The sequence below is a fragment of the Ruegeria sp. AM4 genome (genome assembly GCF_056540665.1).
In genome coordinates, this window is record NZ_JBQFXD010000006.1 from 126165 (window position 1) to 150396 (window position 24232).

Genomic DNA, 24232 nt, shown 5'->3' on the forward strand with positions numbered 1-24232 from the left:
TGTTGCCGTGGGCAATTTGAGTATCAACGCATAACAGGCTGCAAAATGAAAAAAATCTTGTGCTTGGCAGTGCTTGCCGTTTCGGCGTGCACCACCAAACCCCTTGGAATGTCGGTGCCTACCCAGGCTGGCCACAATCTGCACTCGGCCCGCGTTGCGGTTCAGTCTTGCTCGACCGAGGCGGATATCGGCGGCGACAGCGCAGTGATCGGTGCCTACGCAACCGGCATCCTTCTGACGACGCCACTGATCGGTGCCATCGTCGGTTACAACACAAAGGACTCGGTGCGCGCGCAGGGCGAGATCGACCAGGTCGACCGCTGTATGACCCGGCAGGGCTTTGAGCGCCGCAATCTGACGGATGGCGAGCAGTTCTGGCTGAACGATGCCCACGGAGAAGAGCGTGTCAGAAGGCTGGATCACCTTGTTGGTGGCGGCACGATTGAATCCTATGGTGCGCCAAGGGCCTAAGAGGCCCCGGCCTTCCATCGCGCCCAAATCTCGGGCGAGCCGTTAAAGGTGTTGATGTCAACTTTCCCCTGCACGCCCGGCACCAAACCGGTGCCGGTATATTGCCAGAAGCGCCAGACGGTTCGGGGGTAGACCTCGCGCGGATGACCCGCGACCGAGCGCAGCCAGAATTCGGTTTTCGGCAAACGACCGATATCAGTATCCTCGAAGAAATCGACCGTCGTGTAGACAATCGGTCGACGACCGTAATGGCGCTCAAGAATGTCCAGGAACCGCTGCGCCTCGGCCCGGATTGTTCGGCCATCCGGGCGTAAAGTGCAGGTTTTGGAATGCGGCGTCCATTCCATGTCCAGAACATGTGGCAGATCTGCCCCCCTGGGCACGTTCTGGATGAACCACCGCGCCTGCTCGGCGGCCGGTCGGCAGAAATAGTAATAGTGGTATGCTGCCCAAGGCACCCCCGCCGCCTGCGCGCCCCGGCGATGTTCTTCGAACAGCGGGTCGGAAAAGTCGCCGCCTTCGGTGGCTTTGATGAAGGCAAAGCTGACCCCCGACGCCTTGGCCTTGCGCCAGTCGATCGGACCCTGCCAGCGCGACACGTCCAGCCCATGGACCGGGTAGAGCCCGGGATGCCGCCCCTCCCACTCATGCGGGTCCGCGTCTCCGAAATCGGGATAGATCACCGATGGCGCGGTTGCATCGGCGAACGCCAGCGGATCAACGGCCTGCGGTTGCGGCCCGCGCCGCCCGCAGGACACCAGCGCAATGGCCAAAAGGGCCAGCAACATAGCTTTGTGCATCATCTGTTCCTGTATCTGAAATCTGCTCTTGTAATTGCTCTCAGAATGCCTGATTGGCGGCGCAAGGCAACGGTGCAATTTTCAGACGGCAAAAACCCACCATCAGGCACCGATGTTATTGGCAAATTGGGCTTGATCCCTGTCCGTAAATTCCTTAAACGAGCGCAATCCGGTGCCGCACAGTGCGACTCCGGTGTTTTGGTTTGCATCATGGCGAGACGCCAGGCTTTCTTCTGCAGGGGCGCGGCATGTCAGACCGGACCAAAGGAACATTCGATCTGACCTCTGGCGGGCTGCACGCAGGACCCGGTGAAGACCAAGAGCTCTCAGGCCGTGCCCAAACTTCGTGGACCAACCACGAGCAGATAGGAGTAACTGCGATGGACCTGATCGCACAGCTTGAGGCGGAACAGATTGTCGCCCTGGGGAAAGACATTCCCGATTTCAAAGCCGGAGACACCATCCGTGTCGGCTTTAAAGTGACCGAAGGGTCACGTACCCGCGTGCAGAACTACGAAGGCGTCTGCATCGCGCGCAAAGGTGGCAGCGGCATCGCCGGTTCGTTCACCGTTCGCAAGATTTCGTTTGGCGAAGGCGTGGAGCGTGTGTTCCCCCTGCATTCGACCAACATCGACAGCATCACCGTTGTCCGCCGTGGCCGCGTCCGTCGCGCCAAACTGTACTATCTGCGCTCGCGCCGCGGTAAATCCGCACGTATCGCAGAGGTTACCAACTACAAGCCCAAAGCTGGCGCCGAAGCGTAAGGAACGGAAAGATGAAAAAAGACATCCATCCCGATTATCACGTCATCGACGTCAAAATGACCGATGGCACCGTTGTGCAGATGAAATCCACCTGGGGTGCCGAAGGCGACCAGCTGGCTCTGGAAATCGACCCCTCGGTGCACCCTGCGTGGACCGGTGGTTCGTCGCGTCTGATGGACACTGGCGGCCGCGTGTCGAAGTTCAAAAAGAAATACGAAGGCCTGGGTTTCTGATCCTGAACCCTTCGAATTGGAAAAGCCGCCCACCGGGGCGGCTTTTTTCTTGGCTGGGGGCTCTTGTGCAAACCGCGCCACACGAACTTGGCAGGCGGTTTGAAACCGGGGCTTTTGCTCAGCGGCCAATTAAACCAGCTTCGCCGTTTTTGCCCGATCAAATTGCATCGGCCTAGACCCTGCCCTTGAGGCTAAACCAACCGCAACTCAAGCCTTATTTCCGTGTCAGTTTTGCGGCCTCATGCAGCGGCGGAACAGGTCCGCGCAGCAGGAATAGCGACAACACCATCGCGGTCAGCGCGGCCAACGCCCCGACCAGCATGGCGCTGTCAAAGGCGTTGTCTTGCAAATCGCGCAACGCCTGTGCCAAGGCGGCCCCGGATTGCGGATCAAGTTCGGCGATCAAACCCTGAATCTGGCTGGGCGTTCCATGTGTCAGCGCATGGGCCAGATCCTCGCGCTGCGTTGATCCGTCTGGCAACGCAGCAATCACTTCGGACAAGCCAGCGCGGATGGTTCGGGATTCAGCGACACCTCCAACAACTGCGCCAATGGTTGCCCCAAAGTACAGGAAGGCGTTGATGACGCCCGAGCCCTGCCCCATATGCTCTTCCGGCAACAGGCGCAGGCCCAGCCTTGGCAGCAAAGAAAACCCGATGCCCAGCCCGATCCCGACGATCACCAGTTTCCACCAGAATTCCGCATAGCCCGTGGTCGACGTTGTCGTTGTCAGCAGCAAAAGGCCGCAACCCATGAACCCCATACCCAACAGCACAGGCCATCTGAAGCTGTACGGCGCCAGAAAGCGCGGTGCGGTGACCGACACCACAAACATGCTGAGGCTCAATGGCATGATCGCGGCACCGGCGGTCACAGACGAATAGCCGAACGCATCAGGCGACTGCACGAAGGTGTTGAAATAGACAAAGAAGCAGAACAGCGTGAAGCCGGTAAAGAACATTCCGGCCGCCGCCATAAAGTACCGTGGGTGGCGGAAATATCGCAATTCGATCAACGGATCATCGCTGCGGCGCGCGGTGATCACCAACGCGACGGCTGCGATGGCCGATGTTCCCAAGGGCACAAGCGTCAGCGCACTGCCCCATCCCTTGCTTTCTCCATTGCTCAGCGCAAAAGACAGCGGCCCCAGTAGCAGAACCAGCGCGATTGCCCCCGGAAGGTCGAATTCGGCGCCGCTTTGGCGCGTGTCCGGCACATAGCCACGTTTATGCACGCGCAACCCGATCACAAAGGCGATCACCAACAGCGCAATGTCGGTCGCGAACACGCCGCGCCAGCTGAGGTAATGCGCGAACGAACCGCCAACAATAGGGCCGACCCCGATGGCAAGCCCGACGATGGCGCCCCAGGCACCGGTGACGCCAGCCCGTTTTTCCTCGGGCGTAGCGGCGGTCAGCAAGGACAGCGAGGTTCCGAACAACGCAGCCGCCCCCGCACCCTGCGCACCGCGACCGATCAAAAGCATCGCCGTGTCCTGCGACAACAGGACCGAAGTCGAGCCGATGGCAAAGACGATCATTCCAAAGAAAAAGACACCCATCTTGCCGGTTATGTCGCCCAACCGGCTGACAATGGTGACCAGCGCCGCACTGACCACGGTGTAGATCGCCATCACCCATTGCAACCCTGAAGGGGTCAGGTCGAACTCGGCCTTGAGATTTGGCAGAATGGTCGCGACCGCAGTTGTGTTGAACCCGACCACCATCATGCAGATTGCAGTCATCGCCAGGACAACTCTGGCCCCTTTCATGTCGGATGTATCTTTGGCGCTTGCTGTTGACATCACCTCACCTTCGGAAGCGTTTTGCGTTCCTTGATCTGAATGAACCCCGGCACTGCTTGTCGTCGCCAAGTGTCCCTTTCGCGTAACATATAGACGACGCAGCAAATTTTGTCGCCGTCATCTGGCGCAGAGCGATCAAAAATCACGCGCAGCACCTCAAATCCAGAAGGTCAAAGCCAACGGCAACACTACAACCGTCGCCAGGGTCGAGACCAGAATGAACCCCGCCACATCCGGTCCGTATTCCGGCACGTGCTGGTCGATGAACAGATAGGTCGCCACTGATGACGGCATCAGGCAGCACAGGATCAATGCGCCCCGCTCTGCACCGGTGAACCCGAACAGCCACACAAGTACGCTGGCGATGACAAGCGCCATGACAAGGTGCAAAGCGGTCAACAGCACGGCCCGCCCAAGGCTGCTTATACGCAAGCTTGCCAAGGTGTGGCCGAGCGTCAGCAACATCAGCGGGATCGACAGGCCACCTAGGATATCAAAAGACTTGGCAATCGGCTGCGGCAGGCTCTGCCCCGTGGCCATAAGGATCAGCGACAGGATCACCGCATAGATGATCGGCGAGGTTGCCAGCTTTCTGGCCGAGAATGAACCTGCCGGGATCCACATCCCCAACGTGAAAATGCTGATCAGAACAACCACCACGAATGCCATCGTATAGGCCATTCCAGCGTCGCCCAGCGCCAGCAATGTGATTGGCAGTCCGATATTGCCCACATTGCCATGCATCAACGGCGTCAGGAATGCGCGAACCGGTAAGCGCAGCGCTTTAAGGGCCGCGAATCCGAGCACCCCGAATCCTGCAACGGCCAGCGCAGCAGCGCTCATCATGTCCAAAAAGGTCCCGACCGCCAGATTGGTTGTGGATAAGTGCGAGATGATCAAGGTCGGGTAACCGACCTTCGACACGATGCCGCCAATCACCTTGTTGTCGAAGGGGGCCTTGGTCACGGCCAGGCAGTATCCGACGCCTGCACAGATCAAAACCGGCAGTACCACGTTCAGAACATTGAGAAACAAGTGATCCACGTAACGCCTTTCCGTTGCCTGCGCTCAGACTGAGCGGTCGTCTCGAATTTGACAACCGCCGGATTTCGGCACTAGCTGCACCGCAAAACCCCGGGCCGCAAAGGTGGATATTGCCACAATCGTAGGCTCAGAGTTCTTCCCTTCCCACCCGACACAACATATAGTGGGTCGCAACAACGTGTGGGGAAGCACGGCGGGACTTGGGAATACAGGCATGGCACATATCATCGTAGTGGGGAACGAAAAGGGCGGCGCGGGAAAATCGACCGTTTCAATGCATGTTGCAACCGCACTGGCGCGTCTGGGCCACAAGGTCAGCACGCTGGATCTGGACTTGCGCCAGCGCAGCCTGGGCCGGTATTTCGAGAATCGCGGGAACTTTCTGAATGGCTCTGAGGTTGCGCTTCCCAGCCCCCGCCACCATGACCTGCCCGAAATCGACGCCAGCAAGCTGGGGCCGGGTGAAAACATCTATGATCACCGCCTGTCTGCCGCCGTGGCCGAACTGGAAAGCGACAGCGACTTTATCCTGATTGACTGCCCGGGATCACACACGCGCCTGAGCCAAGTGGCGCATTCCCTGGCCGACACGTTGATCACCCCGCTGAACGACAGTTTCATCGATTTCGACCTGCTGGCACGGATCGACACAAAGGGTGAGAAAATTCTGGGCCCGTCGGTATATTCCGAGATGGTCTGGAACGCGCGGCAGTTGCGCGCTCAGGCCGGACTGAAACCCATCGATTGGGTCGTTGTGCGCAACCGGGTCGGTACCCAGCGCATGGTCAACAAGGAAAAGATGCAACGCGCCATCGAGATGCTGTCGCAACGCATCGGCTTCCGCGTGGCCTCGGGCTTTTCCGAGCGAGTCATTTTCCGCGAACTCTTCCCGCGTGGCCTGACCCTGCTGGACCTCAAAGATATCGGGGTCAAGCAGCTTAACATCTCGAACATCGCGGCGCGTCAGGAACTGCGCGATATGATGAAAGAGCTGAGCCTGCCGGGCGTTGAAATCGATTTTTGATCTGAACAAACACCTTCAGACACATCACCTTTGGGGCGGGACATTTTCTGGTGTCAGCACCTGAACCGTCGAGATCGGTGTTTCTATTTGGCTGGATGAAAGTTGATGAAACTCTAGGAAAGCGTCAAAGGCGTTTCTTATGTCCAGCTTCAGATCGTGATGCAGAACAAAGTCCAGCTGCTGCCTTCGGATCAGTTCCCGATTTTCCTGATCAAGATCGTGGGCCACGTAGACTTCCGGCCTAAGCCCGTTGTCATCAAGCGCTTTCAAGATTGATCGGTTGCCACCGCCCATCGAATAAACGGCGCGCAGATCAAGCGCGCTGTTTAACGCGGTCGACAAGACTCTGGAGGTTTCAAAATCGACGCCACTGCCGCCTTGTACCGAAACAATACGCAAACGCGGACACTGGACTGACAAGGCGTCGACAAAGGCTGTCTCTCGCTCTTCTTCTCCGAGAAAGCGTTCATGGCTGCGCGTGGCCAAGACAGCTCCAGACACGTCGCCAACTGACTTGGCAACAAGGTACGCCGCCGTGCGTCCCGCGCCAGCGTTGTCCAATCCGGTATATGCTACCCGGTCGGTTTCGCAGATATCGGTCACCAATGTGACTACGGGAATGCTGGCCGCCGACAGTCGGTTCACCATCGCTCTGATCTTCGGGGTGTCCCGCGCCTTCAGGCACACGCCTTGGCTGCCGCGTTTCAAGATACGCTGCAAGGCACCAACAACTTCGTCTTCTTCCATAATTTCCTGCTGCAGAAACCGAGGGCGGCAAACCGCGATTCCGATCTGAGGAAGAATTGCTTCTGCTGCGGCTTTCACTTCGCTGCTAAATCGGCGCGGTGCTTCCACGACAAAATCAAAAAACAGGCGTCTCCCTCGGGCGGCAAGTTGAGCTTCTTGTGCAATCAACTCATTGACCGCCGCTGTCACCCGCAGCTTTGTCTGCGGACTTACATGCGCCCGGTTGTTGAGGACACGGTCAACCGTTGCGGTCCCCAACCCGGCCTGTCTGGCAATTTCTTTAATTGGAAAACGATGTGTCATTTGATGTGTTTCTGATGTGTTTTTGCGCTCAAATCAATCGGTGTACCGCTATTCTGATCGTAACCGAGGAAGGAGCCGCCATGGATAGCACCAACTGCAACAATATTCGCTACTATGACCCAGAGGCCTGCGATCTCAGCGAATTCGCAACACTTATAGACCAGCGCGTTGCGCCTGAATCCGTTCCCCATGCTGCTGCGATCGAAAAGAACGTGCCGATCTATCATGTGGAGGACATTCAACCCTTGTTGAATGACCCTTCTAAACGCCGAGCCATTCTGGGTGAATGGGCGCAGGTTTTTCAAACAGGGGCCGGGGTTATTGCCCTCAAGGGTGCCTACGCAGATACGAGCGTGATCGATGAGGCGACCTCAATTTTTGAGGACGTCATCGCCAAAGAGAAATCGGCCGCGCTGGGCGGCGGTGATCATTTTGCAGCGTCCGGAGCAAATGACCGGATCTGGAACTCACTCCAAAAATTGTGCGAGTTCGCACCGGGCGTCTATATGCGCTACTTCGCCAACACCTCGATCGCAGCGGTTTGCGAGGCATGGCTTGGCCCCAACTACCAGATGACGGCGCAGGTCAATCTGGTTCATCCCGGTGGTGCAGCGCAGCAAGCGCATCGCGACTATCATCTGGGATTTCAGACCGCCGCGATCAGCGCCAGCTATCCAACCCATGTGCACGACCTGTCGCCTGCATTGACCCTGCAGGGTGCGATTGCGCATTGCGATATGCCGGTCGAAAGCGGGCCGACAAAACTGCTGCCATTTTCACAAGCCTACAAACCGGGATACGCAGCGTGGCGGCGCGATGATTTTCGCGTTAAATTCGAAGAGAACTGCGTTCAGATCCCGTTACAGAAAGGCGATGCTGTTTTCTTTAACCCGGCGCTGTTTCACGCTGCCGGTGCCAACACGACGACGGACGTGCACCGAATGGCGAACTTGTTGCAAGTATCCTCGGCCTTTGGGCGCGCCATGGAATCCATTGATCGGGATGCAATGTGCAGGTTGATTTACCCGCAACTGGTCCAGGCGCAGAGCGACGGTTCTCTCAGCCCTGCCGAAACCAGCGCCGCCATTGCTGCAACCGCCGAAGGGTATTCGTTTCCGACGAATCTGGACCGCGATCCCCCAAAGGACGGATTGGCGCCCGAGACACAGGCGGCGTTCATGCATCGTGCATTGGCCGAAAACATGAGCCCATCAGAACTGGCCGTCCATCTGGATGAGATGAAGGTGCGGCAATCGCCCTGATGCCGCTTTGCCCTGCATCGGTTATCCAGTTTCAGGTGTAGACCGTGAACAACTCTTTCGGCTCAGCCACACCGCGCAGCATATATCGGCCAACCGATACCAGATCATGCGCACAAGGCCGCGCCGCGCGGGCCACGTCATCGGACAACAGGATGCGCTGTCCCAGCGAACGGTGCATCCCGGCGATCCGCGCGGCCTGGTTTACGGCCGGGCCGATGACTGTAAAGTCCAGTCGGCTTTCAGCACCGATATTGCCGTAAAGGATCTCTCCGGCGTGCAGGGCAAGAGTATAGTTAGTCACCCGCTGCCCCTCTGCCGTGCGCCGTGCGTTCAACTCGGACATACTGTCCTGTAAAGCTGCAACAGCATCCAACGCTGCACGGGCGTCGGCGTCGATCTCGCCTACGTCAAAGATGGCCATCAGACCATCGCCCATGAATTTCAGGATGCTTCCGTCGAATTTGTGAACAACTTCCACGGCAACCGCCAGATAATCGTTCAGCATGTCGATGATCTCGGCCCCGGGAAGCTCTTCTGAAAGGCCGGTGAAGCCTTCGAGGTCAAAGTTCCAGATGACAGCGTCGATCTGCTGCAAAGAGCCGCGCCGGATTTCGCCGGACAGGACGCGCTGACCGGCATCGCGGCCCAGATAGACGCGCATCAGGTCGCGGGCGATGGTTTCGCCGGTTGCTGATTTCAGCGCCAGGCCCAGATGCGGCAGCGCGCTGTTGATCAGGTCTAGATCCGCGTCCTGAAACCCCGCGGGTGCATTGCTTGTCCAGGACATCAGCACGCCATCTATGCGCTTGTTGGCGCCCGTATGGTCAGGCCGTGACGGGGCGTTGAAATGAACACCGGTCGCGTAATACTCGGTGGCACCGATTTCCCGTAATTCGTTGATCATGGGGTAACGGCTGGGCGTATTCTGATCCACGATCCGTTCATGCACCACATCCAAGCCGTCGTTCAGGATGGCGTATAACGGGCTGAGCCGCCATTGATCGCTTGGCGTCTCGGTATAGTCAAAGGTCACAAACTCTCCGCCGCGCCCTGTGTACCAGCTGTACCCGGTGCCACCATAGGCGGGATGCAAGGCGGGCTGGGCCGCGTGGAACCGCATCAGCGGCACCTCCAACTCCAGCAATTTATTGCAATAGCCGTCCAGCAGATCCTGCTCGCCCGCACCTTCAAGGCCGCGTGTCACCAGCCAGTCGATAAGCTCGTATGATTTTGCCGCGTTGGGGTCCGAGGCCATCATGTCACTTTCCTGTGTCGTTCCATGACCCATCTGGGGGTTCGCACCGGCAAATACCAGTGGTCATTCAAATCCAGCCAACCGCCTCAGCATCATGCGCAACAAGGCCGCCTCACCCGTTGTGAACTGTGCCGCAAGTCGGGCATCGTATTTCTCGGCGATCGGTCGAAGCTGGCGATAGGCGGTCTGGCCCGCAGGCGTCAGAGACAGGTGTTCGACCCGCCTGTCGCTTTCGTCCCGATTTCGCCTGAGGAACCGGCGCTGTTCCAGTTTGGCGACTGCGCGGCTGATCTTGGTCTTGTGGACCTTGGCCCGCAGGCCAATTTCCTTGGCTGTCATCTCGCCATAATTTCCCAAGTGAAACAGCACGCGCCATTCTGTGCGCAGCATCCCATAGCGATTCTTGTAAAGCTGCTGAAACTCCAGCGAACTGGCCTCCGCCGCCTGATTTAACAGGAAAGGCAGGAAATCCTGCAGATCAAAGTCATCTTTTTTGTCGTTACCGGGCTTTGTCATCCTTGTTAGTTACAAAATCAACTATTATTCGACAAGTAGCAAAGAGAGGAAAGTGTCATGAACCGCCCCACTACTCCGCATCAATTGACGCAGGCAGCAACGCCTGTTGGTACGCAAGCCGGCTACATGCCCGGCTTTGGCAACGATTTCGAAACCGAAGCGCTGCCGGACGCCCTGCCGCAAGGCATGAACAGCCCGCAAAAGTGCAACTACGGCCTTTACGGCGAACAGCTGAGCGGCACGGCGTTCACCGCCCAGCACCCCGAGCGAACGTGGTGCTATCGCATCCGCCCTTCGGTGAAACACTCGCACCGGTATGAAAAGATCGACCTGCCCTATTGGAAATCAGCGCCCTGTGTCGATCCGGATGTCATCAGCCTGGGCCAGTATCGCTGGGACCCGGTGCCTTATTCCGACAGCGGCCTGACATGGCTGACCGGCATGCGCACAATGACCACGGCCGGTGACGTCAACACGCAGGTCGGCATGGCCAGCCATGTCTATCTGGTCACCGAGTCGATGACGGATGACTATTTCTTCTCGGCCGATTCCGAATTGCTGGTTGTCCCGCAAGAAGGTCGGCTGCGCTTTGCCACCGAGCTTGGGATCATTGATCTCGAGCCGAAAGAAATCGCGATTCTGCCGCGCGGGCTGCTGTACCGTGTCGAGGTTCTGGAAGGACCTGCACGCGGGTTTGTCTGCGAGAATTATGGCCAGAAGTTCGAGCTTCCCGGTCGCGGACCGATTGGTGCGAACTGCATGGCCAACCCCCGCGACTTCAAGGCACCCGTGGCGGCGTTCGAGGACCGCGAGGCCCCCTCGACCGTCACGATTAAATGGTGCGGCCATTTCCATACGACAAAGATCGGGCACAGCCCGCTGGACGTGGTGGCATGGCACGGCAACTATGCGCCCTACAAATACGACCTGCGTACCTACTGCCCGGTCGGCGCCATTCTGTTCGATCACCCCGATCCGTCCATTTTCACTGTCCTCACCGCACCATCCGGGCAGCCGGGCACTGCGAATATCGACTTCGTCCTGTTCCGCGAACGCTGGATGGTGATGGAGGACACTTTCCGCCCGCCGTGGTATCACAAGAACATCATGTCCGAGCTGATGGGGAACATTTACGGCCAGTATGACGCCAAGCCGCAGGGCTTTGTGCCGGGCGGAATGAGCCTGCACAACATGATGCTGCCCCATGGGCCTGACAAGGAAGCGTTCGAGAAAGCCTCGAATTCAAACCTTGGCCCGGACAAGCTTGAAAACACCATGTCCTTCATGTTCGAAACCCGCTTTCCGCAACATCTGACCGCGTTCGCCGCAGACGAAGCGCCATTGCAAGATGACTACATCGACTGCTGGTCGGATATCGAAAAGAAGTTCGACGGCACGCCCGGAAAGAAATGACATGAGCGCGGATACCTGGATCACCTATGTTGTGACGGTCCTGGTACTGATGAGCACGCCCGGGCCAAGCCAGTTGCTGATGCTGTCGAACTCGGCTGCAAATGGTCTTGGGCGTGGCCTGTTCACCGCCGCCGGAGACCTGACTGCAAACCTCTTGCAGATGTTGGCTGCAGGTCTCGGGCTGGCCGCATTGATTGCGACCTCGGGCATCGCGCTTTCGGTCATCAAGTGGCTTGGCGTTGCTTATCTGGTGTTTCTTGGCGCTCGGACCCTCATTCGGGCCGAGCGCAAAACAACAGATGTCGCCACGACCGCCAGCCGCAAGGCGCTTTGGCTGCAAGGATTCATCACATCGGCCGCCAACCCGAAGGCCGTTGTGTTCTTTGCGGCCCTGTTTCCGCTGTTCATCGACGGCGCGTTGCCGTTCTGGCCGCAATTCGCCATCCTTTCGGCCACCTATCTGATCATGGATGGCCTGTTCCTGACCGCCTATGGCGGCTGCGCCAGTTGGCTGGCGACGCGGCTGAAAGGCCCGGCGCGGCTTTGGCTGGACCGGATCGGTGGCAGTTTCATGATCCTGGCCGCGATCCTGCTGGGGCTAAAATCCATTCGACCGGTATCGTAACCGGAAATCTCTGAGACACATGAAGGACAAGTAATGACTTTGAAAACATCCTGGGTGACCTCGGCCAATGACGCCAACCACCCGTTCCCGCTGAACAACCTGCCCTACGGGGTGTTTTCGACCGAAGACAGCGACCCCCGCTGCGGTGTCGCGATCGGCGACATGATCCTGGACGTATCGGCAGCCGAAGCCGAAGGGCTGATCTCGCTGGCCGACGAGCCGCTGTTCGACCTGCCATTCTGGAATCCGCTGATGGAGGAAGGTCCCGCGGTCTGGGCTGCGCTGCGAGACCGGCTGACCTCGCTTCTGTCCGAAGGGTCAGACGAGCAGGCAGCGGTCGAGCCGTTTCTGGTGGCACAAAGCGACGCGGACATGCACATGCCGTTTGCGGTCAGCGAATACACCGATTTTTATGCGGGCCGAAACCACGCCTTCAACGTGGGCACAATGTTTCGCGGTCCCGAAAACGCGCTGCCGCCGAACTGGCTGCACATCCCGATCGGCTATAATGGGCGCGCATCCTCGGTCGTGGTCTCGGGCACGGATATTCGCCGCCCCTGGGGCCAGCTGAAATCTCCGGATCAGGACAAGCCCGCATTTCTGCCCAGCCGTCGTTTCGATATCGAACTTGAAATGGGTGCCATCGTCGGGACGCCGTCGGACGGCCCGATCACGGTGCAGGAGGCGGATGACAACATCTTTGGCTATGTCCTGCTGAACGATTGGTCGGCCCGCGATATTCAGGCTTGGGAGTACCAGCCGCTGGGGCCATTCCAGGCCAAGGCGACCGCCACCTCGATCAGCCCGTGGATCGTGACCAAAGCCGCGCTGGAGCCGTTCCGCTGCGATGCGCCCGCGCGCGAGCATGAGTTGCTGGATCACCTCAAGGATTGCGGACCGATGCTGTATGATATCGACCTTTCGGTCACCATGGCGCCCGAAGGCAAAGCAGCAACGACCATTACCGAAACCAACTACAACCGGATGTACTATTCGGCAGCTCAGCAACTTGCGCACCATACCACATCGGGTTGTGCGATGAATGCAGGCGACCTGCTGGGATCCGGAACCATATCCGGCCCGACCAAACCGGAACGCGGATCGTTGCTGGAACTCAGCTGGGGCGGGAAAGAGCCTCTGACGCTGGACACCGGTGAAACCCGCAGCTTCATCGAAGATGGTGACACGCTGACCCTATCCGGGACTGCCAAGGGCGACGGTTACACGATCGGCTTCGGCGATTGCGTGGGCGCTGTGCTGCCTGCACTAAGCGATCCCTACGCCCGCTAGCCGTTGTTCGGCATCGACCATATCCAGATCGCAATCCCGCAAGGCGGTGAGGCCGCCGCGCGGGCCTTCTGGGTCGATGCACTGAGGCTTGCCGAGTTACCAAAGCCTGCACCCTTGCGCGCACGCGGCGGTCTGTGGTTGTCGCTGGGTCAGTGCGAATTGCATCTGGGCGTTGAGAAAGAGTTCTTCCCAGCGCGCAAAGCGCATCCGGGTTTCGCTGTCGATGATCTGGATGCGGTCGCGGCACAGATCGAAAACTACGGCCAGACCTTGCGCTGGGATACAACACTGAAGGACCGCCGCAGGTTCTTCACCGAAGACCCGTTCGGAAATCGGCTGGAGTTCCTGCAAAGGAACTGAACCAGCCAAGGCACCCGCCTCTCGGGGTGCCCGCGGGCGCGGAATATTTGTCCTGTCGAAGTGCAAGAAAGCCTCAGGCGCAGATGCCCGAAGGCTCGGAATGCCAGCATGGGTCAGTGTAACAATGGATTTCCCGCCCGAACTTGATCCAGATCGTTTTCCACCTGGCAAGACAATGAGACGATGGGCCAGAACTTCTGGCGATACGCGCCGAAGACTCGTTGCGGTGCGCCCATGCACCTGTGAAGAGGAGAAAGCCTGTGAACAAGATTTTCGAAGTTCCTCTCTATGCCTATCAGTCCAGTCCGGATCAAACGGCCTCGACACCCGCACGCCATAAGGTGATCGTTGTCGGTGCAGGTCCCGTCGGGCTTGCGGCGGCCATCGACTTGGCCCAGCAAGGGATCGAGGTGGTCGTGCTGGATGACAATGACAAGGTCAGTTTTGGCAGCCGCGCCATCTGCTTCGCCAAACGCCCTTTGGAAATTCTCGATCGATTGGGATGTGGCCAGGAAATGGTCGACAAAGGCGTTCTCTGGAACAAGGGCCAGGTGTTTTTCGACGACCGCAAGGTCTATGACTTCGATCTTCAGCCCGAGACAGGTGATCAACGCCCGGCCTTTATCAACTTGCAGCAATACTATCTGGAACAATATCTGGTCGAGCGGATCCGTGCCCTGCAAGACGAAGGCGCGCCCATCGAGATACGAGGACGCAACAAGGTCGAAGCCGTTGGTACCCACCCCGATCATGTCAGGCTGGAAGTGGAAACGCCCGAAGGTTCGTACATTGTCGAGGCTGACTGGGTCATTGCCTGCGACGGCGCCAATTCCCCAATGCGCACAATGATGGGCAAGGATTTCGTCGGGCGCGTGTTCGAGGACAACTTTCTGATCGCCGATGTCCGCATGGAGGCCGATTTCCCGTCCGAGCGCTGGTTCTGGTTCGATCCGCCGTTCAACAAGGGTCAGTCCGCCCTGTTGCACAAGCAGCCTGACGGGGTCTGGCGGATCGATCTGCAACTGGGTTGGGATATCGACAAGGAACGCGAAAAGCGCCCCGAGAACGTGATCCCGCGCCTCAAGGCAATGCTGGGCGATGATGTGTCGTTCGAACTGGACTGGGTCAGCATCTACACATTCCAGTGCCGCCGGATGGAACAGTTCCGTCATGGCCGCGTGATCTTTGCCGGCGACAGCGCCCATCAGGTCAGTCCTTTTGGCGCGCGCGGCGCGAACTCGGGCCTGCAGGACACCGACAATCTGTGCTGGAAGCTGAAGATGGTGCTGGATGGAAAAGCACCGGACAGCCTGTTGGACAGTTACGATATCGAACGGATTCACGGTGCCGACGAGAACATCCTGAACTCCACAAGATCCACCGATTTCATCACGCCGAAATCGCAAATGTCGCGCGTCATGCGCGATGCGGTTCTGGACCTGAGCGAACACTACGACTTTGCCCGTCCGATGGTAAATTCAGGTCGGCTCAGCACGCCCTGCACATATGACGGCTCGCCCCTGAACTCGGCCGATGGGCTGAATGGTCCGTCCATCACGCGGCCGGGTTCGGCATGTCCGGATGCTTCGCTTGGGGATACCTATTTGCTGCCAAAGCTGGCAAACCGGTTCACTTTGTTGACTATCGACACCGACGCTCCGGACGAAATCGAAGTGGATGGCGTTCCGGTCAAGCGGCTGGCGTTGTCGGTCAAGGACGACCCTTCACTGACGTTGAAACGCCGGTATCTGGGGGATGCCACAAGCGCCGTGTATCTGATCCGTCCCGATCAGCACGTCGCTGCCCGGCGCGACACATACGAAGAGAACGCCTTTCGGCAAGCCGTTCGCCGCGCCACAGGAAAGGAGTAAGCAAATGGACGATCTGATCCTTTCGCCCAACTTTGATGACGCCGACGACTTCTACGCCGATCTTCTTGAGGCGCATGAAGGTTTGGACAAATCCGAAAGCGACGCGCTGAACGCGCGGTTGATCTTGGTGTTGGCCAACCATATCGGCGACAAAGGCGTTCTGAAACAGGCGCTGAAAGCCGCAGCGCGAACCAAAGGGTAAGGCGGCAAAGTCCCGGCGCGCGGGCTATCCCAAAACGCCGGGCATTTCCCGCTTGCGCGCTGATTTTCGGTCCTGGCAAGGCATCGCACGAGCAGCCAAAGCAGCCGGCGCACAGATGGTGTTCACCTGCGTGGGTGTGACAAAGCCACAAGGCGCATTAAGGTCATTCAAAGACCAACGGAGGCCCACATGCCCGAGATCACCGGCTATCACGCCCATGTCTATTTCGACGCAGATACGCAGGACACCGCGCAGCGGCTTTGCGAAAACGCCGCGCGTTTGTTTCCCGTCCAGATGGGTCGATTGCACGCCCGCAATGTCGGGCCGCACCCGCGCTGGAGCTGTCAGCTAGGGTTTGCGCCAGATGCGTTTGAAAAAGTCATCCCCTGGCTGATGCTGAACCGGCAGGGGCTGACCGTGTTTACCCACCCCGAAACCGGAGACCACCTGGCGGACCACCGGGACCATGCCATCTGGATGGGCGAATTGCTGGAGCTTGACCTGTCGATCTTTGACAAGGCGGACGCCTAAAGCGCCCTTGCCTGATCCCGCAGTTTGAATTTCTGTATTTTCCCGGTCGAGGTCTTTGGCAAGGCCCCGAACACAACGGTTTTGGGCGCTTTGAAATGGGCCATGTTATCGCGGCAAAAGGCGATGATATCGGCCTCGGTTGCGGTTCCGTCCGGCTTCAACTCGACAAAGGCGCAGGGCGTTTCACCCCATTTGTCATCCGGGCGGGCGACCACGGCGGCCTCCATCACGGCGGGGTGTTTGTAAAGAATATCCTCAACCTCTACGGATGAGATATTCTCACCCCCCGAAATGATGATGTCCTTGGACCGGTCTTTCAGGGCGATATAGCCATCCGGGTGCATCACACCCAGATCACCCGAAGCAAACCAACCTCCGTTGAACGCCTTGTCCGTCGCCTCGGCGTTCTTGAGGTAACCTTTCATCACCACGTTACCCTGCATGAAAATTTCACCCATTGTCTCGCCATCCGCCGGAACCGGCTCCAGCGTTTCGGGATCTGCCACCATCAGCCCCGACAGCGCGGAATAGCGCACCCCTTGCCGAACCTTCAGCGCCGCGCGATCCCCGGCCGCTCTGTCGTTCCATTCGTCTTTCCAGGCGCAGACTACCGATGGACCGTAGGTTTCGGTCAGCCCATAAACATGCGTGACCTCGATCCCCATCCCTTCCATCTTTTCAATCACCGCAGCCGGTGGTGGTGCGCCGGCGGTCATCACTTTGATCTCGTGATCGAAATCCTTGAGTGCATCGGGCGCGTTGGCCAGCATGTTCAGAACAATCGGAGCGCCACAGAAATGGGTCACCTTTTCGTCCCGGAAAGCGGCGTAGATCGGCTCCGCGCGTACGGCCCTTAGACAGACCGAGACCCCGGCATTTGCCGCCATCGCCCAGGGAAAACACCAGCCGTTGCAATGAAACATCGGCAGGGTCCAGAGGTAGACCGCGTGTTTTGGCATGTTCCAGTCCAGAAGGTCCGACTGCGCATTCAGCGCGGCCCCGCGATGGTGATAGACAACCCCTTTCGGATTGCCGGTTGTGCCAGAGGTGTAGTTCAGCGTAATCGCATCCCATTCGTCGGCGGGCAACGACCAGGCAAAATCCGGGTCTCCTTCGGCCAAAAGCGCGTCATAGGTCAGTGCCCCCAGCCTTTCACCACCTTCAAAGCTGGGATCTTCGATATCGATGATCAGCAGGTCGTGATCCACATGCGGCAGGGCCTCTTTCACCACTTCGGAAAACTCGGGGTCGACCAGCAACACCTTGGCTTCTGCATGGTTCAGAATGAATGCGATGATCGGCGCATCGAGCCGCGTGTTGATGGCGTTCAGAACCGCCCCGGCCATGGGCACTCCAAAATGAGCCTCGTACATTTCGGGGATGTTGGCAGCGATGATCGACACGGTATCACCTGCGCCCACGCCGCGCGCCGACAAGGCTCCGGCCAGTTGACGGCAGCGGGTGTAAGTTTCAGCCCAGCTGTAGCGGCGCGCGCCATAGACCACAGCCGGATAGTCAGGATAAACCTGCGCCGTGCGTTCGATGAAGCTCAGCGGTGACAACGCCGCATAATTTGCAGCGTTTTTTTCCAAATGGCGTTCGTAGATATTGGATGCTGTCATCTGCCGATCCTCCCCGATCCCGACAGGCGCGACTTGATCACAAAGTTTGCGATCTGACAAATCCGTAGAAATACGCCACGTTGCGAGTCTGGCGATACCCTATCATGGAATCTGGCCCTATTGTCGCACTGTCATTCGCGGTGATCTGAGGTCTTAGACATTCATGCTGGCGTGAGGCAGACCTCACGTTGGGAACATCGCATCTGACTGAAAGGACATGTCATGGACGGCACGTTCAACGAAAACGATCTATCGCGTGTGGTCGAGGCCGATCGCGCCCATATCTGGCACCACCTGATCCAGCACAAACCCTTTGAAACCAATGATCCGCGCATCATTGTCGAGGGCAAGGGCATGCGCGTCTGGGACCAGAACGGCAAAGAGCATCTGGATGCTGTGTCCGGCGGTGTCTGGACGGTCAATGTCGGCTATGGTCGCGAATCGATCTGCAAGGCGGTTTACGACCAGCTGATGAAGCTGTGCTATTTCGCAAACTCCGCGGGCTCGATCCCCGGTGCGATCTTTGCGGAAAAGCTGATCGAAAAGATGCCGGGCATGAGCCGGGTCTATTACACAAACTCTGGTTCGGAAGCGAACGAGAAGGTGTTCAAGATGGTTCGCCAGATCGCGCATAAGCGCTATGGCGGCAAGAAGACCAAGATTCTGTACCGCGACCGCGACTATCACGGCTCGACTCTGGCGACGATGTCGGCAGGCGGTCAGGACGAACGCACCGCGCAATATGGTCCTTTCGCGCCCGATTTCATCCGTGTTCCGCACTGCATGGAATATCGCAAGCACGAATTGGACGGTGCACCTGTCGAGAATTTTGGCGTCTGGGCCGCTGATCAGATCGAAGAGGTGATCCTGCGCGAAAGTCCCGAGACTGTCGGTGCCCTGTGCCTTGAGCCTGTGACCGCAGGCGGCGGCGTGATCGAAGCACCCGAAGGATATTGGGAACGCGTGCAGGAGATTTGCAAAAAGTACGATGTCCTGCTGCATATCGACGAGGTCGTCTGCGGCGTGGGTCGTACCGGCACCTGGTTCGGCTATCAGCAATACGGCATCAAACCGGACTTCGTGACCATGGCCAAAGGCGTGGCCTCGGGCTATGCGGCGATTGCCGTTATGGTCACCACCGAGGAAGTCTTTGACATGTTCAAGGACGACGCCTCGGACCCGCTGAACTACTTCCGTGACATCTCGACCTTTGGTGGCTGCACCGCCGGTCCGGCTGCCGCGATCGAGAACATGCGGATCATCGAAGATGAGAACCTGCTGCAGAACTGCACCGACATGGGTGATCGCATGATGGGTAACCTGCATGCGCTGATGGAGAAGCACAATGTGATCGGCGACGTACGCGGCAAAGGCCTGTTCCTGGGCGCGGAACTGGTCTCTGACCGCGCCACCAAAGAGCCGATGGACGAGAAAAAGGTTCAGGCGGTTGTTGCCGATTGCATGGCGCAGGGCGTCATCATTGGTGCCACCAACCGCTCGATCCCAAGCCGCAACAATACGCTGTGCTTCTCGCCTGCGCTGATTGCCTCTGCGGACGACATCGACCAGATCACCGATGCGGTTGACGGCGCGCTGGGACGTGTTTTCGGTTAAGCTGAAACCTTAGTCTTTCTGAACAAAAAACCCCGGGCACTGCCCGGGGTTTTCCGTTTCCGCAATCAGCTGCGGCCTTTCCAGGGGACCAGCCAGTTCTCGGCCTTGCGCATCAGGATATCGATGCCATAGCCGATGATGCCGATCATCACGATCCCCATGATCACGATATCTGTCAGCTGGAACTTGGACGCCGCGATGATCATCATCCCGGCACCCTTTTGCGCCGCGACCAGTTCCGCCGCAACAACAGTGCCCCAGCACACGCCCATGGCCACACGCGCACCGGTGAAGATTTCCGGTAGCGAGTTTGGAACGATCACGTGACGCATAATCTGCCATTTCGACGCGCCAAGCGAATAGGCCGCGTGGATCTTCGAGATATTCACGCCCGAAACCCCGGCCCGCGCCGCAATTGTCATAATCCAAAGCGCCGCCAGGAACAGCAGAACGATCTTGCCGGTCTCCCAGATGCCGAACCAGATGATGACCAGCGGGATCAGCGCCAGCGGTGGTACTGGCCGCATGAACTCGACAATCGGGTCGAACCAGCCGCGGAACCAACCCGACAGGCCCATGGCATAGCCAAGCGGAATGCCGACAATCGCGCCGGCGACAAAGCCTGCGATCACCCGCAGCAGCGACCACCCCAAATGTTGCCAGAGCGAGAAGTTCTGATAGCCCTCGCTGGCGATTTCAAAGAACCGGGCAACAACCGTCTCGGGCGCGGGTAGCCAGATGGGGTTCATCTGCAGACCCTGCTTGGGTGTAAAGCTGATCGCGCCTTTGCCAGTCAGCGATACCGCGCCATCGCCCGTGTCCACGGTATCTTCCGGCCCAATCGCGGTGCCGTTGATTGCGATGATCTTGGCGCCTTCCTTGCGGGTCACCTCGTCATTCTTGTCAAACAGAATGGTCGAAGACCGGCCAGCAGGTGCGGCAAAAGCCACGTCCTTGGCAAACCCGGCTCCGGGCTCGACCTCGAAGCTTTCTGCTTCTTCACCAAAGGCCGGGACACGAACAAACACGGTCGCGTCGTCGGTGCTGCCATCCGGGTGCTCGAGCGTGTAGGTGAACTGAGTTTCACCCACAAACGGGCCGGGCACATGGATCGGCATGATCTTGGACCCGGTGAATGCGCCCCAGATCAGAAAGATCACCACGACCGAGATGATCGACGCCGCCCGGTCAGCCCGAACCGCGCTTTCGTCCCCGAATGTCACGGTCTTGAGGCTGGTTAAGTCCTGACGCGCGTTCAGGCCACGACGCAGGGCGTAGACGATGAAAAAGGCCCCGGCAAAGAGCCCGATATAGAAGATAAGTACAATCATGCGACCTGCTCCGTCCGACCCATGATTTCCTCTTCCATCTCCCAGATCATCGACAGGATTTCGTCGCGCTTTTCGGCGAATCCTTCGGATTTTTTGACGTCCCGCAGATCGGCGTTCACACCGCGTTCAGCGAAAGGAAGATTGTATTCCTTATGAATGCGACCCGGGCGCGGTGCCATCACGATCAGGCGTTCGCCCAGCAGCAGCGCCTCTTCAACCGAGTGGGTGATCAGAATAATGGTCTTGCCGGTCTCTTTCCAAAGCTTCAGCACCAGACCCTGCATTTTTTCCCGTGTCAGCGCGTCCAACGCGCCCAAGGGTTCGTCCATCAGGATCACGTCGGGTTCGTTTGCCAGACAGCGCGCCAGCGCTACGCGTTGCTGCATGCCGCCGGACAGTTCGTAGACGGCCTTTTCCTTGAAGTCCTGCAGGCCCACAACTTCCAACAAATGGTCCGAGATCTTTTCGCGTTCCGCCTTGGCCATTCCCTTCATGCGGGGGCCAAATTCGACATTGTCGCGCACGTTCATCCATTCAAACAGCGCGCCTTTCTGGAATACCATGCCGCGCTCGGCGTCCGGACCTTCGACCACATGGCCGTTCAGTTCGACCTTGCCCGACGTCGGCGCCAGAAACCCCGCGAGGATGTTCAGCAAGGTTGTTTTCCCGCATCCTGACGGGCCAAGCACTGACATCAGCTCGCCTTCTTTCAAACTCAGCGACACGTCCTTGAGCGCCTGCACCGAAGACCCGTTCGGCAAATCAAAGCGCATGGACAAATCAACAATGTCCAACTCGGGCATTCTGCTTCCTTCCTGTTCTTATCATAAATGGACCGGCCCAGAGCCCGAGCCGGTCTATCTCGCTGTGTTTTCAGCGGATTAGTTGGTCGCAGCCGACTGAGCAGCCGTCAATGGCGCCGCGTTCACCGCACCATCATAGGAATCCAGCGCAGATTCGATGCTGCCTGCATCAACGAACACCGTCGCCACCCCTTTCATGAAGTTCTGAGCGCCACCGCCCAGCCACTTGTCCGAAAGTTGTTCGTCTACCGACGGGAAGGTGAAGGTTGCGATCGTGGCCTCGGCATCTGCCGGGTCCATACCGGCATCCTTGGCAATCACCGGCAGCATTTCGTCCTTGCTGTCACCCGCGTTCCACTTGGCGTTCGCATCTGCGGTCACCTTGAGGAATTTAGACAGCAACTCGGGCTCTTCTTCGATAAAGCCGGACGGGGCGCTCGTGACGTCAAACACCAGAATTCCAAGCTCTTCCTTCTCAGCTCCGGTCAACAGGATGTTGCCGTGCTCGACCATGCGGCGCAGCGCGCCGCCCCAACCGCAGACCATGTCCAGGTTGCCTTGGGCAAACGCGGCAGCGCCATCGGCCGGTGCCATATCGACGATCTCCATCGAGCCGATATCAACCCCGAAATGCGCCATTTGCGACAGGAACCCGTAATGCGCGGCGGTTCCGATCGGCACGCCAACCTTCTTGCCGTTCAACTCGCCGGCGCTACCCTTGTCGATCTCCAGCGCTTCGGCAACGACACAGTTGTCATTGTCGGAATAGCTGACTGCCACGTCGACGATTTGGATATCCTGCCCTGCCGAAGTGGTCACAACGAAGGGCGGCACACCCTGGCTGACGGCAATCTGCACATCGCCCGAGGCCATGGCTGCCGACATCGCGGTACCAGTGTCGAACGAAACCCAGTTGATCTTGACGCCAAGCTCTTCTTCATAAGTTCCGTTTGCCTTGGCATATTGGAACGGCATTGGCCATTCCAGGAAATAGGCAACCGTGATCTCATCCAGCGCCGCAGCCTGCGATGCAGTCAGGGCGGCAATACCGGCAAATGCCGATGACAACAGTTTTTTCTTGATCATTATGAACTCTCTCTCCGTGCTGGTCTAACCGGTCCGTTTTTTGTGAGGTTTCGAACTCGGCCTTAGTGAGCAAACCATAATCTGCGGGCGAGTAAAGGGTGAAACGTAAAAATAATTTGCGAAAAAACCTAAACTCTGTTTCGGTTTCACCGAAACCGTACCACGGCCAGAGGTACCGCATGCCAGAAAAGTCACTCAGCCTCAGATGGCTGGAAATTTTCCAACTGATTTCAAAACTCGGTTCGATTCAAAAAGTGGCGACCGAAACCGGATTGTCGATCAGCACTGTCTCGAACCATCTGCGCAGTCTGGAAAAGGCGCTGGGCGTTGATCTGGTCGATCACAGCCACCGGCCGATGGGGCTGACCCCCGCTGGCACCGTTTATGCCCGCCATGTCTACGACGGAATGACTGCGCTCAAGCGTGGCGAAGCAGAAATCAGATCCGGCAGCTGGCAGCACGCAACGGACCTGCGGTTGGCCCTGATCGACGATTTCGACAATCAGATCGCGCCCGAAATGTTCAGCGCCTTGTCGACGGCCCTGCCCCGATGCAGTTTTCGCCATTTTGCGCGTCCCAGCCATGAGATCATCGAGAAATTGCAGGCGCAGAAACTGGATGCCGGTATTGCGACGCGACCTGCGGAAAATGTCGAAGGGCTGTTGGAATACCCCCTTATGCGCGATCCGTTCATCGTGGTCCTGCCGCCCGATTTCAAAGGTAAGCTTCAGGACCTGATCCGTTCGGTATACCCGCTGCCCTTCCTCCGGTACTCGCGCGATCACACGATCGGCAAGCTGATCGAGATGCAGTTGAACCGCAGCAAGATCAGCCTACCCAACAAGTTCGAACTGGAATGCAACCAATCGATCATCGGCCTGGTCGCTGACGGCAGCGGCTGGACCGTTACCACGGCGGCAAGCTACTATCGCGCTCAAAGGTATCATGACGCCACCCGCGTTTTGCCCTTTCCAGGCAAAAGCTTTGTACGCACCGTGTCTCTGTATACCAGTAACGTTCACCCGGTCGCGACTTCGCGCCTGATCCACAACACGATGCAGGAGTTGATGGAGCTTCACTTTGTCGAGCCGATGACATCGCGTTTTGACTGGTTAGAGCGCGCCTTTCGAACGGTCGCCTTTCCTGACACTGACCAAGAAACGCGCTAAGCCGATCCGTCGCGCATCTGACCCTCAGCATTTGCACCCTGCTGCGTCTAAGCTGCGCGGCCCCACGTTCCGTTCCCTTTGAGGCAAAAAAC

24 protein-coding genes are annotated in these 24232 nt (G+C 58.2%); 14 read left to right on the plus strand and 10 right to left on the minus strand.

The window, feature by feature from the left end:
* Window positions 1-45 precede the first annotated feature (45 nt).
* The gene (locus ACR0JA_RS13570; RefSeq protein ID WP_480575549.1) at window positions 46-471 is read left to right on the plus strand and encodes a hypothetical protein; all 426 of its coding nucleotides are present in this window, start codon (window positions 46-48) and stop codon (window positions 469-471) included.
* On the opposite strand, the gene ACR0JA_RS13575 is transcribed toward ACR0JA_RS13570, so the two are convergent.
* Complete coding sequence (locus tag ACR0JA_RS13575) at window positions 468-1271, minus strand: glycoside hydrolase family 25 protein (RefSeq protein WP_480575552.1); 804 nt, start codon at window positions 1269-1271, stop codon at window positions 468-470. The two genes, ACR0JA_RS13570 and ACR0JA_RS13575, sit on opposite strands and share 4 nt — an antisense overlap.
* 380 nt (window positions 1272-1651) lie before the next feature.
* Between ACR0JA_RS13575 and rplS the strand changes: the two genes are divergently transcribed.
* Both rplS and rpmE read left to right on the plus strand, forming a co-directional pair.
* Entirely contained in the window at window positions 1652-2035 is a 384-nt protein-coding gene (gene rplS / locus ACR0JA_RS13580; RefSeq protein WP_480575832.1) for a 50S ribosomal protein L19, read from the plus strand.
* 11 nt (window positions 2036-2046) lie between these two features.
* Window positions 2047-2268: a 50S ribosomal protein L31 gene (gene rpmE, locus ACR0JA_RS13585; RefSeq protein WP_480575555.1), complete on the plus strand. Its 222-nt coding sequence runs from the start codon at window positions 2047-2049 to the stop codon at window positions 2266-2268.
* Between the two features lie 214 nt (window positions 2269-2482).
* On the opposite strand, the gene ACR0JA_RS13590 is transcribed toward rpmE, so the two are convergent.
* Window positions 2483-4072: an MFS transporter gene (locus tag ACR0JA_RS13590; RefSeq protein ID WP_480575558.1), complete on the minus strand. Its 1590-nt coding sequence runs from the start codon at window positions 4070-4072 to the stop codon at window positions 2483-2485.
* Between the two features lie 156 nt (window positions 4073-4228).
* Window positions 4229-5116, minus strand: a complete 888-nt coding sequence (locus ACR0JA_RS13595; RefSeq protein ID WP_480575561.1) for an AEC family transporter — start codon at window positions 5114-5116, stop codon at window positions 4229-4231.
* Between the two features lie 214 nt (window positions 5117-5330).
* On the opposite strand from ACR0JA_RS13595, the gene ACR0JA_RS13600 reads away from it, so the two are divergent.
* On the plus strand, window positions 5331-6140 hold the full coding sequence (locus tag ACR0JA_RS13600; RefSeq protein ID WP_480575564.1) for a division plane positioning ATPase MipZ: 810 nt from the start codon (window positions 5331-5333) through the stop codon (window positions 6138-6140).
* Between the two features lie 24 nt (window positions 6141-6164).
* Here the strand turns inward: ACR0JA_RS13600 and ACR0JA_RS13605 are convergent, their stop codons facing one another.
* Window positions 6165-7190: a LacI family DNA-binding transcriptional regulator gene (locus ACR0JA_RS13605; RefSeq protein ID WP_480575568.1), complete on the minus strand. Its 1026-nt coding sequence runs from the start codon at window positions 7188-7190 to the stop codon at window positions 6165-6167.
* A gap of 80 nt (window positions 7191-7270) precedes the next feature.
* Here ACR0JA_RS13605 and ACR0JA_RS13610 point away from each other — a divergent pair, with 80 nt between their 5' ends.
* Complete coding sequence (locus ACR0JA_RS13610; RefSeq protein ID WP_480575571.1) at window positions 7271-8452, plus strand: phytanoyl-CoA dioxygenase family protein; 1182 nt, start codon at window positions 7271-7273, stop codon at window positions 8450-8452.
* A gap of 31 nt (window positions 8453-8483) precedes the next feature.
* Here ACR0JA_RS13610 and ACR0JA_RS13615 read toward each other — a convergent pair whose 3' ends face one another.
* Entirely contained in the window at window positions 8484-9710 is a 1227-nt protein-coding gene (locus ACR0JA_RS13615; RefSeq protein ID WP_480575575.1) for an adenylate/guanylate cyclase domain-containing protein, read from the minus strand.
* Window positions 9711-9770: 60 nt separating this feature from the next.
* The gene (locus ACR0JA_RS13620) at window positions 9771-10223 is read right to left on the minus strand and encodes a MarR family winged helix-turn-helix transcriptional regulator (RefSeq protein ID WP_480575578.1); all 453 of its coding nucleotides are present in this window, start codon (window positions 10221-10223) and stop codon (window positions 9771-9773) included.
* Between the two features lie 57 nt (window positions 10224-10280).
* Here ACR0JA_RS13620 and hmgA point away from each other — a divergent pair, with 57 nt between their 5' ends.
* The 7 genes from hmgA (at window position 10281) to ACR0JA_RS13655 (ending at window position 16515) form a co-directional block, all read left to right on the plus strand.
* Window positions 10281-11636, plus strand: coding sequence for a homogentisate 1,2-dioxygenase (hmgA, locus tag ACR0JA_RS13625; protein ID WP_480575581.1), 1356 nt, complete (start codon window positions 10281-10283; stop codon window positions 11634-11636).
* A gap of 1 nt (window position 11637) precedes the next feature.
* Complete coding sequence (locus tag ACR0JA_RS13630; protein WP_480575584.1) at window positions 11638-12261, plus strand: LysE family translocator; 624 nt, start codon at window positions 11638-11640, stop codon at window positions 12259-12261.
* Window positions 12262-12294: 33 nt separating this feature from the next.
* The gene (gene fahA, locus ACR0JA_RS13635; RefSeq protein WP_480575586.1) at window positions 12295-13551 is read left to right on the plus strand and encodes a fumarylacetoacetase; all 1257 of its coding nucleotides are present in this window, start codon (window positions 12295-12297) and stop codon (window positions 13549-13551) included.
* Between the two features lie 3 nt (window positions 13552-13554).
* Complete coding sequence (locus ACR0JA_RS13640) at window positions 13555-13911, plus strand: VOC family protein (RefSeq protein WP_480575589.1); 357 nt, start codon at window positions 13555-13557, stop codon at window positions 13909-13911.
* A 260-nt stretch (window positions 13912-14171) separates the two neighbouring features.
* The gene (locus ACR0JA_RS13645) at window positions 14172-15782 is read left to right on the plus strand and encodes an FAD-dependent oxidoreductase (protein WP_480575592.1); all 1611 of its coding nucleotides are present in this window, start codon (window positions 14172-14174) and stop codon (window positions 15780-15782) included.
* 4 nt (window positions 15783-15786) lie between these two features.
* Window positions 15787-15984 carry a DUF2783 domain-containing protein gene (locus ACR0JA_RS13650; protein ID WP_480575595.1) on the plus strand — a complete coding sequence of 66 codons (198 nt, stop codon included), beginning with the start codon at window positions 15787-15789 and terminating at the stop codon, window positions 15982-15984.
* A gap of 189 nt (window positions 15985-16173) precedes the next feature.
* Window positions 16174-16515 (plus strand): DOPA 4,5-dioxygenase family protein, encoded by a 342-nt coding sequence (locus tag ACR0JA_RS13655; protein WP_480575598.1) that lies wholly within the window; start codon window positions 16174-16176, stop codon window positions 16513-16515.
* Here ACR0JA_RS13655 and ACR0JA_RS13660 read toward each other — a convergent pair.
* Entirely contained in the window at window positions 16512-18137 is a 1626-nt protein-coding gene (locus ACR0JA_RS13660; protein WP_480575601.1) for an acyl-CoA synthetase, read from the minus strand. The two genes, ACR0JA_RS13655 and ACR0JA_RS13660, sit on opposite strands and share 4 nt — an antisense overlap.
* Before the next feature lie 222 nt (window positions 18138-18359).
* On the opposite strand from ACR0JA_RS13660, the gene ACR0JA_RS13665 reads away from it, so the two are divergent.
* Window positions 18360-19751: an aminotransferase family protein gene (locus ACR0JA_RS13665; RefSeq protein ID WP_480575604.1), complete on the plus strand. Its 1392-nt coding sequence runs from the start codon at window positions 18360-18362 to the stop codon at window positions 19749-19751.
* A 65-nt stretch (window positions 19752-19816) separates the two neighbouring features.
* On the opposite strand, the gene ACR0JA_RS13670 is transcribed toward ACR0JA_RS13665, so the two are convergent.
* From ACR0JA_RS13670 to ACR0JA_RS13680, 3 genes are all read right to left on the minus strand, one after another.
* Window positions 19817-21082 (minus strand): ABC transporter permease, encoded by a 1266-nt coding sequence (locus ACR0JA_RS13670; RefSeq protein ID WP_480575607.1) that lies wholly within the window; start codon window positions 21080-21082, stop codon window positions 19817-19819.
* Entirely contained in the window at window positions 21079-21885 is an 807-nt protein-coding gene (locus ACR0JA_RS13675; RefSeq protein WP_480575610.1) for a taurine ABC transporter ATP-binding protein, read from the minus strand. Before ACR0JA_RS13675 ends, ACR0JA_RS13670 begins: the two co-directional genes overlap by 4 nt.
* Window positions 21886-21963: 78 nt before the next feature.
* Window positions 21964-22971 carry a taurine ABC transporter substrate-binding protein gene (locus ACR0JA_RS13680; protein WP_480575613.1) on the minus strand — a complete coding sequence of 336 codons (1008 nt, stop codon included), beginning with the start codon at window positions 22969-22971 and terminating at the stop codon, window positions 21964-21966.
* Between the two features lie 179 nt (window positions 22972-23150).
* On the opposite strand from ACR0JA_RS13680, the gene ACR0JA_RS13685 reads away from it, so the two are divergent.
* A complete protein-coding gene (locus tag ACR0JA_RS13685) occupies window positions 23151-24140 on the plus strand; it encodes a LysR family transcriptional regulator (RefSeq protein ID WP_480575616.1) in 990 nt (329 codons plus the stop codon).
* The last annotated feature ends 92 nt before the right edge of the window (window positions 24141-24232 follow it).

Excerpts from the sequence above, each read along its gene's own strand:
- ACR0JA_RS13570 (WP_480575549.1), top strand. The coding sequence starts at position 46 with ATGAAAAAAATCTTGTGCTTGGCAGTGCTTGCCGTTTCGGCGTGCACC.
- ACR0JA_RS13575 (WP_480575552.1), bottom strand. The coding sequence starts at position 1,271 with ATGCACAAAGCTATGTTGCTGGCCCTTTTGGCCATTGCGCTGGTGTCC.
- rplS (WP_480575832.1), top strand. The coding sequence starts at position 1,652 with ATGGACCTGATCGCACAGCTTGAGGCGGAACAGATTGTCGCCCTGGGG.
- rpmE (WP_480575555.1), top strand. The coding sequence starts at position 2,047 with ATGAAAAAAGACATCCATCCCGATTATCACGTCATCGACGTCAAAATG.
- ACR0JA_RS13590 (WP_480575558.1), bottom strand. The coding sequence starts at position 4,072 with ATGTCAACAGCAAGCGCCAAAGATACATCCGACATGAAAGGGGCCAGA.
- ACR0JA_RS13600 (WP_480575564.1), top strand. The coding sequence starts at position 5,331 with ATGGCACATATCATCGTAGTGGGGAACGAAAAGGGCGGCGCGGGAAAA.
- ACR0JA_RS13605 (WP_480575568.1), bottom strand. The coding sequence starts at position 7,190 with ATGACACATCGTTTTCCAATTAAAGAAATTGCCAGACAGGCCGGGTTG.
- ACR0JA_RS13610 (WP_480575571.1), top strand. The coding sequence starts at position 7,271 with ATGGATAGCACCAACTGCAACAATATTCGCTACTATGACCCAGAGGCC.
- ACR0JA_RS13615 (WP_480575575.1), bottom strand. The coding sequence starts at position 9,710 with ATGATGGCCTCGGACCCCAACGCGGCAAAATCATACGAGCTTATCGAC.
- ACR0JA_RS13620 (WP_480575578.1), bottom strand. The coding sequence starts at position 10,223 with ATGACAAAGCCCGGTAACGACAAAAAAGATGACTTTGATCTGCAGGAT.
- hmgA (WP_480575581.1), top strand. The coding sequence starts at position 10,281 with ATGAACCGCCCCACTACTCCGCATCAATTGACGCAGGCAGCAACGCCT.
- ACR0JA_RS13630 (WP_480575584.1), top strand. The coding sequence starts at position 11,638 with ATGAGCGCGGATACCTGGATCACCTATGTTGTGACGGTCCTGGTACTG.
- fahA (WP_480575586.1), top strand. The coding sequence starts at position 12,295 with ATGACTTTGAAAACATCCTGGGTGACCTCGGCCAATGACGCCAACCAC.
- ACR0JA_RS13650 (WP_480575595.1), top strand. The coding sequence starts at position 15,787 with ATGGACGATCTGATCCTTTCGCCCAACTTTGATGACGCCGACGACTTC.
- ACR0JA_RS13655 (WP_480575598.1), top strand. The coding sequence starts at position 16,174 with ATGCCCGAGATCACCGGCTATCACGCCCATGTCTATTTCGACGCAGAT.
- ACR0JA_RS13660 (WP_480575601.1), bottom strand. The coding sequence starts at position 18,137 with ATGACAGCATCCAATATCTACGAACGCCATTTGGAAAAAAACGCTGCA.
- ACR0JA_RS13665 (WP_480575604.1), top strand. The coding sequence starts at position 18,360 with ATGGACGGCACGTTCAACGAAAACGATCTATCGCGTGTGGTCGAGGCC.
- ACR0JA_RS13670 (WP_480575607.1), bottom strand. The coding sequence starts at position 21,082 with ATGATTGTACTTATCTTCTATATCGGGCTCTTTGCCGGGGCCTTTTTC.
- ACR0JA_RS13675 (WP_480575610.1), bottom strand. The coding sequence starts at position 21,885 with ATGCCCGAGTTGGACATTGTTGATTTGTCCATGCGCTTTGATTTGCCG.
- ACR0JA_RS13680 (WP_480575613.1), bottom strand. The coding sequence starts at position 22,971 with ATGATCAAGAAAAAACTGTTGTCATCGGCATTTGCCGGTATTGCCGCC.
- ACR0JA_RS13685 (WP_480575616.1), top strand. The coding sequence starts at position 23,151 with ATGCCAGAAAAGTCACTCAGCCTCAGATGGCTGGAAATTTTCCAACTG.